This window comes from Aureimonas sp. OT7 (assembly GCF_014844055.1).
GTDB classification, from domain to species: Bacteria; Pseudomonadota; Alphaproteobacteria; order Rhizobiales; family Rhizobiaceae; genus Aureimonas; species Aureimonas altamirensis_A.
This window is the reverse complement of sequence record NZ_CP062167.1, coordinates 3,741,958-3,753,641: the sequence shown is the minus strand read 5'-3', so window position 1 is coordinate 3,753,641 and position 11,684 is coordinate 3,741,958. Positions and strand designations below refer to the sequence as shown.

The window sequence follows — 11,684 nt, the reverse complement described above, 5'->3', positions numbered from 1 at the left end:
TCTCCCACGCGCGGGCAAAGCTGACGCTTGCGTCTCCAGCCGGGAGCGAATGCAGTGATGTAGGTGAAAAAAGAGAGCCAGCGCGGCCTCTAGAGATTGTGCCCAGCCCGCAAGAGTGCTGCTCGAACCATGTAATAAGAGCGGACATAGCGAATGCTACTAAGACAGCTCAACATTCATAGATAGCGTAACCCTCCTCATGCCGGAAATTTCAGACCAAACAGCTTCTTCAAAACCTGCTCGACCGTCTTGGTGTAATCAGCCACTTGCGCATCCGTGATGCCAACTGTGGCTCGCTCGTGCACCAGCTTGTTCCTCAGATTGTAGTAGTGGCTCACCTTGTCGAGGAGCGTCTGAGACAACGTGATATGAGCGGTCACCTCATTGATCACGGTGTGCCGAGCCTTGAAGATCGTAAGGATCTTCGTGTCGTTATAGATGTGAGGCGGGAACAGGTCTCGCCGGTTTACGATGAACTTGACGTGACCCCCTGAAACTCCTCCAGGAATAGCTAGAGTCCGCCCAACGAAGGACGGACAGAATGAAGCGATCGAGGTTCACGGAAGAGCAGATCATCGGGATCCTGCGGGAGCAGGAGGCCGGTGTAGCGACGGCGGAGGTGTGCCGACGCCACGGGGTCAGCTCGGCGACCTTTTACAAATGGAAGGCCAAGTTTGGCGGGCTCGACGTGTCGGAGGCTCGGCGGCTCAAGGCGCTCGAGGATGAGAACGCCCGGCTGAAGCGGATGCTGGCGGACGCGATGCTGGACAACGTGGCCCTGAAGGACCTGCTGGGAAAAAAGTGGTGACGCCCGCCGGCTATCGCGAGGCGGCTGGCCATCTGCAGGCCGCCTACGAGATGAGCGAAAGGCGGGCGTGCCGTGTTCTGGGCGTCGATCGGACGAGCGTGCGCTATCAGGCGACGCGCCCGGACGACGGCGCTCTGCGCGACCGGCTGAAGGCCCTGGCCCAGGAACGTCGACGGTTCGGCTATCGTCGCCTGCACGTGCTGCTGCGGCGCGAGGGCCATGCGGTCAACAGGAAACGGGTCCAGCGGATCTATCGCGACGAGCAACTGACGGTGCGCCGGCGCGGCGGCCGGAAGCGAGCGATGGGCACGCGGCGACCGCTGGACCTGCCGCTGGCGCCCAACCAGCGCTGGTCGCTGGACTTCGTCGCAGACCAGCTGACGGACGGGCGGCGCTTCCGCATCCTGACGGTGATCGATAACTGTACGCGCGAGTGCCTGGCGCTGGTGGCCGACACCTCGCTGTCGGGCGCGCGGGTCGTGCGGGAGTTGGACGCCGTCATCCGGCAGCGAGGGCGGCCCGACACCATCGTCAGCGACAACGGCACGGAGTACACCTCGAACGCGGTCCTGGCCTGGGCCGACGACACCGGCGTCGGCTGGCACTACATCGCGCCGGGCAAGCCCCAGCAGAACGGCTTCAACGAAAGCTTCAACGGGCGGCTGCGTGACGAGCTGCTGAACGAGACGCTGTTCCGCTCGCTGCCGCACGCTCGCGCCGTGCTGGAGGCGTGGCGACGCGATTACAACGAGCAGCGTCCGCACTCGAAGCTCGGGTGGCTGACGCCGCAGGCTTATGCAGAAGCGCTCACCGGACACATCGGCCGGCCTGCTGCGCTGGTTGATGGCTGCGCAGACCGGCCTCTTGCCAACCCAGCCGATCACAGCTCAGATCAACCTAGGACTCTCGTTATGGCTGGATGAGAAACGGGGGTCACGTCATCACCGATAAACCACTCGTATATTTCACCGAGTCGGGAGCGGATGACTTCGACGTCTCCCTCCGTGAAAGGTTGGCGAAGCTGCGAGATATCGACAGTGGTCGTACCTACTGCAATGTCGGGAATTTCATATGCAATGAGCTCCCAATCTTCGTGGGCCAGCCAGTCATTTGTGATGTCTAACTGAAGGCTCTTGTCCCCCTTCGCGCGCGTCCGAATCTCGACGCGCTCTCCAAGGGCTACACCCGCCCGTTTGCCGCCAACTCCAAAGATGCCGATGACACCCCTACCTTCGCTATTGCCGGATGCGCCGGGCGCCACGAGCAAGCGAAGTTGATCCCGACCGACACCGCCTGCGTTGTCCCGCACCTTGATGAGTTGACGAACGGCATCAAGGGTGATGTCGATCTTCAGCGCAGCTGGCTTCTTGTTATTGTTGATCCAAAAATCGAGAGCGTTGTCGACGAGCTCGCAAAGTCCTGTTTGCAGGTCGTAATCGCTGATGATTGATAGAAAGAGACGCTTCTCAGGCGTCCCGTTAATCGACTCTAGTTCTGTCTTACGATCGACCCCCGCCATGCGCGCTCCGCAGCTTCTGGAGCCTTGCCTGCCCCCTATAAGAAAAGCTATCACATATCGCCGACAGGCTGTAAGCACCTATGGCGTCGCAACTTAATGCCGCTACTCGCCAAGTAGGAAGCAGAAGAACGCCTGATTCCGTTTCTTCGCATTCTCTACCAGCGTATCGTATCCGATTGAGCTGTTCTGCCGGCGCGACATCGCATAGAGATATCTTCCATTTTAGGCTCTTGATGCGCAGGCTCAAGTTGATCACCGTGACAATATCTATTCCTCTCCGAAAAGAGAGGCTTGCGATGAAGCGTCCTTTTCGACCTGTTCAGTCATCGCCTGGGCAGATGCGATAGTTGCGCCGGAGTTTGATTTCCATGCATTCGCGAATCGTTGACGATCGACATTGGCATAGTCGAGAAGTGCTCCGAGCATCGATTTGGTTTGGACGCTGAGACCATCAAACGTCGGCAGCGCGATGTGGTAGCTTGCCATTTCAAGCTCGCGCCCGGTCACGAAAAGCTGGTCCGATTTTAGGAGTCGTACCGCTTGATCGGCGACGATTTCAGCGGGGATTTGATCCAAATCTCGCTTTAAGCCGGCTTCTACTGCCATAGCGGTTCCCCTGCCACCGGGTGCGTATTTTTCGACCAACGCCATAGCCAAGCGAAGCGTCTGCTGCCCATCGTCATTGCCTAATGCGCCTAGCCGCACAGCCCGCAGGATTAAGTCCCGCCGCTCGTCTATTGTTCGAAAAGCCGCTCCGACGCTTACGTAATCGAGGCTTTGACAAGCGATGGCCCCAGCAAGGTAGGCCAAACGGCCAGCCGAGCGAGCGGCCTGTGAGTCCGGATGGTATGCAATGGCGGCCGTGGCCAACCGGGAGAAGCCTTCCAACGCTCTGACTGCGGACGGAGCGCCAAACCCTTCCGAGAGAGCCGACAGTATGTCAACTCGTGCGTCTTGGAGGTTCTTGTTTCGAAAGCCTTTATCCACTGCCTGCAACTCGGCAATCAACTGCTCATCGCCCATTCGCTCCGCATAGAGAACGACCTGGCTGTTCTGAATGCGTTGAATGTCTGTGCCGTCGATCAGTTGCAGGTCCAGCTTCTCTGCCACCGACCGTAGACTTTTACGCTTATCGGTCGTTGCAACATATGCGCCGTCTACGTCGAGTGCATCGGCCAGTCCACTTGTCCAAAAGATGCGCTCAACTGCCTTTGGGCGTTGTTTGTATTTGATGTCACAAATTTGCACCCGCCGAGAAGTGCCGGTTGGACGCTCATATAACCAAAGATCAACGTCGGTGAGGTCTTCATCGGCAAACCGAAACGGCACCCCGCGAATGACGAAGAACCCAGCACGCAGGAAGTAGGCACGCAGGACCTCCTCCAAAACGGCTCCTTTGGGTGTTTGCACCTTGTCGTTCATCACAGCACCCGCCCGCCGCGAACGGCCTCAAGCACGTCCCGCGTCGCTCGCTTGCTCAACGGGGATTGGTTCTTACGAATTTAAGTTCGGCTCTCTTCGGGGCCGACGTATCCTGCCATGGGCGCACTGGGCAGATCGGCTAGAGATTGGGCATAGGCGTTACCTTGCGTGAGTACCTGCAACGCAAGCTCTCCTACCTCCCTCTTAAGCAGCCGCAGATAGTAACGATTAGCATAATTCGCGTCACGCCGGAGCTTGACGACGCCGTTGACCTCAAGAACCCGATAGTCCTGTCCAATGGAAGTTGTTGGCCCAACCTCACGGCCCGAGATTAGTTTGCTCACAAGTGCAGGAAGCTGCGTGATCCGGCCTTGAGAGGATGACCGAGAAACCATGCCGTAGGTGAGCGCCGCCACAAGCGACTTCGCCATGTCGAAGCAATCATCCACCATCGGATCGACAAACTTATGAAAGGCGGCGGGTGCAGTGACGTAGACATGGCTACCCTGCTCGTTCGTGACCTCGTTGAGATCATAGACGGCTGCCGCAACCAGCTTCTCAAAGAGCGGCTTCGACAGAACCCGCTCGACGTGCTGGACGCTCAAGCATCCGCTCTTGGACAGTTGTTCGGAGATCTCGCTGATCAAACGCTGTTCGGCATCGTTGAGGGAAGTTAGTACCTTCTGGGTTTTGACGACCGACGACCGGCGGAAAAGGTTGCCGTTGAACAGCAGCCGATCGTTTCCATCACCCTCCTTATCGACAAATCCGATGCCTTCGGCACGATCGAGAAAATCGCCGACCTGGGCATTGGTGAGCTTATGCGTATCGCCGATCCGTTGCGAAACATCGGCGCGCCGGATGGGCGCTTCCGAAGCGACTTCCGCCAGCGTGATTGACGCTTCTTCGTAGGTGCTCGGCTCCGCCTCGTTGTAGATGTCGGTGGCATGCCCAAGTGAGCCGCGCGTCGTAACGCCCAGAATAGAGATATCATCCGTGGACTGGTCGATAAGGCGCTTGCGCTCAAGCACCTGGAGAAGCCCATTCAGCTCCAACCGGGGATCGAGACCCGAGGCCACAGCGATAGCGCGCGCTTCAACCTTGGTGACGGTTGCTTGGTTAGTTTGGCCGAGCTTCGTAAGGAGGGTCGCGGCCTTCGCCGCCTCATTGATGGCGGGAAACTCTGCTGGCCCGTTCACGTCCAGAACGAGCTTGCGACCGTGGTGGATTACCCACGCTCCCTTGATTTCCTTGTCGCTCGCCGTTCCCATGCAATCCCCCGTGGTAGCTTTCTCGGATATTTCAGTCTATTCCAAGTTTATTGAAGAATATCTTGTTTCGCATTTCTGCGTCCCGAAGGAGTTTGGTCCAGCTCAAGACCTCCATATATAGGCTGTTGTTACCGAACCAGCGAAACCAGCCAAGTCCATCAGGCATAGGTGTAAAATCTTTCTCGAATTCAAGCCATTTCCTGACCTTGGCAGTTAGGTCGCAAACCACGTATCCGTAAAAGGGTGTTGTACCGTTGACGATAATGTCCCGTCCGGTGGGGGTCTTGAACTTCCCCTCTCTAATCTGGTTCACATAGCGAACGATCTGCTGAATCGGGTCTTCCTTCGATGAGGGGTCAGCGAAATTGTCGCGCTGCGGCTTCTTGAACTCGAAAATCGTGATGGGATTACTGGCCTCGTTCTCTCCACGAAAGGCGACACGCCGGTTGTAGATGGTGATATCTGTTCTGTCGCCATTGGGTTTGTTCAGCGGCTTATCGGAAGACACGTAGGAGGAAAAGTTCAGCCGCTCATCCAGCATCCAGAGATTATGCGCATCGTAGTCGAGGTCTTCAGAATCTTTCTTGCGCCGCATGATGATATCATGCACGTCGCCTTCCGATTTGTGCTTTCCATCGGCGTCGATTTCCAGAGATTTTGAAAATAGGTCGAGAACGCACTTCCTCATGGAAACGTAGTGGATGAGATCGTTCTTACTGGTGTCGGAAATGCTATCCATCAGCTGAATGATTTTCTCGCCCAACTCATCGGGGTTTTCTGATCTCAGCAGCGCTGCCACCTGTGAGCGCGTCTGGATTTCCTTCTCGTACTTCTTCTTTTGAAGATGAAGCTCGATATCTTGGTTGGACGGTCGCATGGGCAGGGCGTCGAAATCGACTTCGTTCGCTAGCGTCCGGTGCCAGGGCGCATCGACCGACACATAGTCTGCGATGCGCGCCTGCTTACGCCTCTTCCGCTCGGTAATTTCCGAGCCCAACGCCGATTGCGCGATCTCGGCGGCCTTCTGCTCAATATCGCTTTGGGAAATGCCGCTCAGCAGATCGTTGTCGGTCTGGAAGCGGAACTCGCCTCTTTCCAGCGATACGTTGTCATTAAGATAGTCGCCGAAAACATAGGATTTGACGACGAAATTGCGTCCCTTGGACAGGTCCTGGTCGGGACCGGCCTCATAAAACTCCTCGGCGAATTCGGGTATATAGGCTTGAAGTGGATTGTCGGTCACTTCGCGCCGGTGCGCGACAAGGCTTACTTTGCTCTTAGTTGACCTAGGTGCATAGAATTTGAAGACGCGGACTTGAAAGTCTTTGGCCTCTTCGTTGGCCAAGAGCGTGAAGTTTTCCTGTTCAACTTGCATCTCGATGATCTGGCTGTTTTCCTTGCCCAGATAATCGTTGAGAGAAACGCCGCCGGATGGCTCGTTCGCCTCCCGGATCAAAATTCTTGGACATGCCCGCTCCTTGTCCACGAAATACGGCAGCAGTCGTTCGACGATAACGCGGCTGACGGTATCGAGGCGCTTATCTGGGAATTTGACGGACTTGATGCCCGAAATCTCGACGGCCGTGCCTGTCTCCTGCTTATCCGACGCAGCAGTTTTTTCATCAACGATGATGTCTTTATCCAAGCCCATCCTGAAGAATCGATCATGGAGCACATCGCCATTAGCGAAGGTGCTCGCCACCTGCACATGGTTGAAATATTTGAGGCAAGTGAACCGGCCGAAACCTTTACCGCCATCAGCGATCTTCTGTTCAGTATAAAGGGTATCGAAAGAATCACGGTTGCTTTTCGTGAAGCCAATCCCGTTGTCTTTGACGATGAAACCGTCGATATCTTCAAGGCGGTCAATGATGTCCGCCTGTCCGTTTCGCAGGATTTCGATCTGGATCAGGCCATTCTGGACGCCCTTTTGGTCGATGGCCTGAATGGCGTTTACCACTAGCTCCACCAACGGCGTATAGACGTTAGTGCCGGATCGGATGTTCTCGACCAGCCGCCTGACGTTGACATTGCTCATGCCAGCTCTTTCCCGTCGATCGGGCCGTTGTCTACCTTATCTCTGGACGGGTTCGCCGATGTCATTCTTCGTTTCCTCTCGATTCCCGTTGGGGAGTTCTGATGGAGGAGGACGCAACGCTTTCGCGGACGTACTCGCGCATGAACTCCCTGAGCACCTGTGCCGCTGGACGATCACGGACCTGGCACGCCGCGACGAATTCGTCCCGAAGATCCCGGTCCAACCTGATGCGCAACCCGACATCTTTTTTGGTCATGGCTGAAGTGTAGCCAATGGATACACTTCAGCCAAGAGAGATCGTTCCGTAAAAGCGGCGATCAGGAACAAAGTTCTCCAGCCTCCCGCGCGCTCATATCCTGATCCAATCTATCTCTCCGTCCTCCGCTTCGCTCTGGCGGGGCGGGCTGCTTGGGGGCGCTGCCCCCTGGCGCGGCACAAGGGCGGCCGGGCGGTATCCCCAGCCTTCCGCGCGGATATGTGCTGCGCACTCTCGTCATGACTTCGATCCGCTTGTGCAGGCCGGGTGATCCCCCTCCGCCCGTCCGCCCTTGCGCCTTGCACCCCCCGGTCTCGGCGACGGCCAGGGTTGCAGCGCAGCGCTCCAACCCAAGCCAATAGGATCAAGATCATGACCACGAATGCGAACACCATCACCGTTCCCGAAAATGGCGAAACGGTTTTCATCCCGCTCAACAAGCTCAAGAAGCATCCGAGGAACGCCCGGAAGACCCCGCACAGCGAGGCGTCTATCGAGGGTAAGGCCGCGAGCATCGCCGCCAAGGGGATGCTGCAAAATCTGGTAGTGGAACCCGAGCTTGACGCGGAAGGCGAGCCGACAGGCTTCTATCTGGTCAGCGTCGGAGAAGGCCGCAGGCTGGCGCAGCTTCTGCGCGCCAAGCGCAAGCAGATCAAGAAGATCGAACCGATCCGCTGCGTCATCGACACGGCGAACGACCCCGCCGAAATCAGCCTCGACGAGAACGTCAACCGTGCGGACCTTCACCCTGCCGACGAGTTCGAGAAGTTCCGCGAGCTTTCGGAAGATCGCGGATGGGGTGCGGAGGAAATCGCGGCCCGGTTCGGCAAGTCCGCGCATGTCGTGATGCAGCGTCTTCGCCTCGGCGCTGTCAGCCCCAAGCTCATTCAGGTTTACCGCGACGGCGGGCTGACCATGGACCAGTTGCAGGCGTTCGCCATCACCGACGACCACGCACGGCAGGAACAGGTTTACGAGAACCTGTCCTATAACAAGGAACCGTGGATCATTCGCCGCGACCTGACCGCGAACAACGTGGCGGCTTCGGATCGGCGGGCGGTCTTCATCGGCCCGGAAGCCTATACCGAGGCAGGTGGCTACATCATCCGCGACCTCTTTACCGAGGATCGCGGCGGCTACTTTGAGGATGCGGCCCTTCTGGACCGGCTTGTTCTCGACAAGCTGGAAAGGATCGCGGCGCAAGTTCAGGAGGCCGAGGGGTGGAAATGGGTTTCGGCTTATATCGACTTTCCTCATGCCCACGGCATGCGCCGGACCTATCAGCACCCGGTTGAGCTTTCCGAGGAACAGGAAGCCGCCTACGACGCCGCACAGGCGGAACTTGAGGAACTGTCAGCAGACTGGAACGGCACGGCCGACGAAGACATGCCGCCCAGAGTGACCGAGCGTTACGACGAGCTTGAAGCGGAAATCGAGCGCATCGACGGGCTGCGTCATGCCTACGATCCCGACGAGATCACGCGCGGCGGCGTTTTCGTGGTTCTGAACCATGACGGGCAGGCCCGCATCGAGCGCGGTTTCATCCGACCCGAGGACGAGGCACCGGAGCCGGAGGAAGAAGAAGCAGATGGCGAAACCGTCATCGACGGGGTGCGCGTGAACGGCGATGGCGAAATCATCGGGGAGGACGGCGAATATGGCGAACACGGGAACCCTGTTTCCGCACTCGACGCCGAGGACGAGGAAGCGGAGGAAGACGGCAAGCCGCTGTCGGACTCGCTCATCCGCGACCTGACCGCGCATCGGACGCTTGGCCTGCGTCTCGCCCTTGGCGAGCAGCCGGGCATGGCGTTGGTCGCCGTCACCCATGCGCTCGCCGCGCAGACCTTCTATCGCGGCAACGGGGAAGCGCATTGCCTCGAAATCCGCCCGATCAGCGCCAGCCTCGGCGGGCATGCGGACGGCATTGAGGACACGGCGGCGGCGAAGGCGCTGGCGGATCGCCATGCTGGGTGGGCTTCGGATATGCCGCGCGACGTTTCGGAGCTTTGGGGCTTCATCGCCGGGCTGGACCATGCCAGCGTCATGGCGCTGTTCGCCCATTGCGTCGCGCAGACCGTCAATGCCCTCAAACTGCCGTGGGAACAGAACAAGCGTCACGCCCACGAGACGGCGGGAAGACTGGCGACGGCGGTTGCGCTCGACATGACGGCGCACTGGACGCCCACCGTGCGGGCCTATCTTGGGCGCGTCACCAAGGCCCAAATCCTCGTCGCCGTGCGCGAAGCCCTCGGCGACGAAGCCGCCGAACGGATCGCGGGCAAGAAGAAGCAGGAGATGGCCGAAGCCGCCGAGCAGCTTCTTGCCGGAACCGGATGGCTGCCGCCCCTGCTGCGAACCGAGCGGCCCGCGTGGCTGGACGACGAGCAGCCGGAGGCCCCCGCCATGGCCGAGGACATGCCGGAGGCTGACAGCGCCGGGACCTTGGAGAACGAGCCTTTCCCCGTTGCGGCGGAATGAGCGGCGAGCCGGGGCCGCGCCAGCGGTCCCGGCCTTCCATTCGAAAGATTCCCGGCCGCGCGACTTCCCCGCGCGGCCGGATAACCTCGACAGTTCAACAATAGTCCGGTCTCGCACGATCGACAGGACAGGCAAGCATTGGCACCTTGCCGACGATCCAGCCGTCAGAATCGCGACGGCACAAAGGCGGTGCGACAAGTAGAAGGTGAAGGATCATGGTCGCGGTGATGTTCATGAGCGTTGCGCTGATCGCGCTTCTCTGCGTTCTCGCCTACACGCTCGCTATCTATCCGCTCCCCTTCATGCTTGGGCTGACCGCCGCGCAGTTCGCCTATCAGACCGGCTCCGGCCTGATAGGCGCGGGCTTGGTCGGCCTGTTTTCCGCTGGCGTCGCCTTCGGCATCCTGGCGGTGCTGTTCGAGACGATCCGCACCCCCGTCATCCGCCTGATCGTGGCGCTAGTGTTCGCCGTTCCCGCCGCCGTCGCGGGCTATGCGATGGTCTATGGCGTCACCAAGGAAGCCGTGCCGTCCGAAGTCTGGCGGCAAATCTTCTGCATCGTCGGGGGCGGATGCGTCGGCATAGCGGCATGGATGCGATTGGCGGCAGGCGTCGGCCAGCCCGCTCGATAATCGCATCGTCTTGCAGGGCGATAGCATATTATCTATATTGATAGCATCGCCATCACCAGACCGGAGACGCCATCAGATGCCCGCCGTCACCATTCGCAACCTGTCCGAAGAGGCGCACCGCGCCCTCAAGGTGCGCGCGGCTCATCATGGTCGCAGCGCCGAGGCCGAAATGCGCAATATTCTGGAAGCGGCGGTTCGACCAGCCGACCGCCTGCGCATCGGGTCCGCCCTGTCGGCGCTGAGCCGAAAAGCCGGGCTGACCAATGCCGATTTCGAGTCCGTGGAACAGGCCCGTGACAGGACGCCCGCCAAGCCGATGAGCTTTGAATGATCGTTCTGGATACCAATGTCGTCTCCGAAGCGATGAAGCCGGAGCCGGACTCCGCCGTGCGCGACTGGCTGGACGAGCAGGCCGCCGAAACCCTCTATCTGTCCAGCGTCACCGTCGCGGAGCTGTTGTTCGGCATCGGGGCGCTGCCGGACGGACGGCGCAAACAGAAGCTCGCCGCCACGCTGGACGAACATCTTGCCCTGTTCGACGGTCGAATCCTCCCTTTCGATACGGACGCCGCCCGCCACTATGCCGACCTTGCCGTTGCGGCACGAAATGCGGGTAAGGGCTTTCCCACACCGGACGGCTATATCGCTGCCATCGCCACCGCTCACGGCTTTTCGGTCGCCACCCGCGATGCCAGCGCCTTCAATGCGGCAGGCGTTCCGGTTATTGATCCTTGGACGGCACGGCACTGAACAAGGGCGTTGCCCTTCGGGCCGGGCTTTCGGCTGCGCCGGAACCACGCCGTTGGCGCGTTTCCGCCATTCGGCTTCAATCCCATAACGCGAAGGGCCGTCAGTGGCCATTTCGCGGCAAGCCCCACCCGATTGAGTAAGGCAATTCGGGGAGCCTAGCCTAGCCCCCACGCAGGATCATGACGAGGTAGGGCTTTCCGTCCGCTTCATCCGGCAGGCGGCTCAGCGCCGGGAAAGCCCAGACCATCCGCTTGGCCGAGGCATGGCGCAGCGCTTCGCAAACAGTCTGCCAGCCACACCGGACGCGCCAGCACCGGCGAAGGTCAGACGAGACCACACCCGCAAGCACGCGCCGGCAATAGGTGAACTTGCCTTGCCGGTCGGTCAGGGAAGACCACACCGGCGCAACCCTTGAAGCACCGTCCCCGATCCCGGCGAAGCGCAGACGGTGGCCAATGCCGTATTTCACTCGATTTCCTGTTTCGGACGCCCATCCGCGTCCTCGAT

General features: G+C 59.5%; 11 protein-coding genes. 5 read left to right on the top strand and 6 right to left on the bottom strand.

Translation table 11 applies throughout. The features are described 5' to 3' along the window. Positions 1–197: 197 nt before the first annotated feature. Positions 198–392, bottom strand: coding sequence for a hypothetical protein (locus tag IGS74_RS18000; RefSeq protein ID WP_192387978.1), 195 nt, complete (start codon positions 390–392; stop codon positions 198–200). A 149-nt stretch (positions 393–541) separates the two neighbouring features. Here IGS74_RS18000 and IGS74_RS17995 point away from each other — a divergent pair. Continuing rightward, positions 542–1,731, top strand: a protein-coding gene (locus tag IGS74_RS17995) for an IS3 family transposase (RefSeq protein WP_165906610.1) whose coding sequence is annotated in 2 segments (ribosomal slippage) — positions 542–800 and positions 800–1,731 — 1,191 coding nt in all. Because the reading frame shifts where the segments join, the coding sequence is not laid out codon by codon here. On the opposite strand, the gene IGS74_RS17990 is transcribed toward IGS74_RS17995, so the two are convergent. The 4 genes from IGS74_RS17990 to IGS74_RS17975 all read right to left on the bottom strand — a co-directional run bounded on the left by IGS74_RS17990 (position 1,701) and on the right by IGS74_RS17975 (position 7,058). Beyond that, a complete protein-coding gene (locus tag IGS74_RS17990; protein WP_192387976.1) occupies positions 1,701–2,327 on the bottom strand; it encodes an ATP-binding protein in 627 nt (208 codons plus the stop codon). The genes IGS74_RS17995 and IGS74_RS17990 overlap by 31 nt on opposite strands. Before the next feature lie 267 nt (positions 2,328–2,594). Continuing rightward, a complete protein-coding gene (locus IGS74_RS17985; protein ID WP_192387974.1) occupies positions 2,595–3,749 on the bottom strand; it encodes a hypothetical protein in 1,155 nt (384 codons plus the stop codon). An 80-nt stretch (positions 3,750–3,829) separates the two neighbouring features. Further along, the gene (locus IGS74_RS17980) at positions 3,830–5,020 is read right to left on the bottom strand and encodes a hypothetical protein (protein WP_192387972.1); all 1,191 of its coding nucleotides are present in this window, start codon (positions 5,018–5,020) and stop codon (positions 3,830–3,832) included. Positions 5,021–5,051: 31 nt separating this feature from the next. Further along, positions 5,052–7,058, bottom strand: a complete 2,007-nt coding sequence (locus IGS74_RS17975; protein ID WP_192387970.1) for an ATP-binding protein — start codon at positions 7,056–7,058, stop codon at positions 5,052–5,054. A gap of 628 nt (positions 7,059–7,686) precedes the next feature. On the opposite strand from IGS74_RS17975, the gene IGS74_RS17970 reads away from it, so the two are divergent. The 4 genes from IGS74_RS17970 (at position 7,687) to IGS74_RS17955 (ending at position 11,177) form a co-directional block, all read left to right on the top strand. Continuing rightward, entirely contained in the window at positions 7,687–9,795 is a 2,109-nt protein-coding gene (locus IGS74_RS17970) for a ParB/RepB/Spo0J family partition protein (RefSeq protein WP_192387967.1), read from the top strand. 215 nt (positions 9,796–10,010) lie between these two features. Continuing rightward, the gene (locus IGS74_RS17965; RefSeq protein ID WP_192387965.1) at positions 10,011–10,427 is read left to right on the top strand and encodes a hypothetical protein; all 417 of its coding nucleotides are present in this window, start codon (positions 10,011–10,013) and stop codon (positions 10,425–10,427) included. 76 nt (positions 10,428–10,503) lie between these two features. Continuing rightward, positions 10,504–10,758, top strand: coding sequence for a plasmid stabilization protein (locus IGS74_RS17960; protein ID WP_192387963.1), 255 nt, complete (start codon positions 10,504–10,506; stop codon positions 10,756–10,758). Further along, complete coding sequence (locus IGS74_RS17955; protein WP_192387961.1) at positions 10,755–11,177, top strand: type II toxin-antitoxin system VapC family toxin; 423 nt, start codon at positions 10,755–10,757, stop codon at positions 11,175–11,177. The genes IGS74_RS17960 and IGS74_RS17955 overlap by 4 nt, the downstream gene beginning before the upstream one ends. A 160-nt stretch (positions 11,178–11,337) precedes the next feature. Here the strand turns inward: IGS74_RS17955 and IGS74_RS17950 are convergent, their stop codons facing one another. Beyond that, the gene (locus IGS74_RS17950) at positions 11,338–11,646 is read right to left on the bottom strand and encodes a hypothetical protein (RefSeq protein WP_192387959.1); all 309 of its coding nucleotides are present in this window, start codon (positions 11,644–11,646) and stop codon (positions 11,338–11,340) included. Between the last annotated feature and the right edge of the window lie 38 nt (positions 11,647–11,684).

Coding starts and splice junctions, on each gene's coding strand:
- IGS74_RS17965 (WP_192387965.1), top strand. CDS start 10,011: ATGGTCGCGGTGATGTTCATGAGCGTTGCGCTGATCGCGCTTCTCTGC.
- IGS74_RS17960 (WP_192387963.1), top strand. CDS start 10,504: ATGCCCGCCGTCACCATTCGCAACCTGTCCGAAGAGGCGCACCGCGCC.
- IGS74_RS17980 (WP_192387972.1), bottom strand. CDS start 5,020: ATGGGAACGGCGAGCGACAAGGAAATCAAGGGAGCGTGGGTAATCCAC.
- IGS74_RS17990 (WP_192387976.1), bottom strand. CDS start 2,327: ATGGCGGGGGTCGATCGTAAGACAGAACTAGAGTCGATTAACGGGACG.
- IGS74_RS17975 (WP_192387970.1), bottom strand. CDS start 7,058: ATGAGCAATGTCAACGTCAGGCGGCTGGTCGAGAACATCCGATCCGGC.
- IGS74_RS17955 (WP_192387961.1), top strand. CDS start 10,755: ATGATCGTTCTGGATACCAATGTCGTCTCCGAAGCGATGAAGCCGGAG.
- IGS74_RS17985 (WP_192387974.1), bottom strand. CDS start 3,749: ATGAACGACAAGGTGCAAACACCCAAAGGAGCCGTTTTGGAGGAGGTC.
- IGS74_RS17970 (WP_192387967.1), top strand. CDS start 7,687: ATGACCACGAATGCGAACACCATCACCGTTCCCGAAAATGGCGAAACG.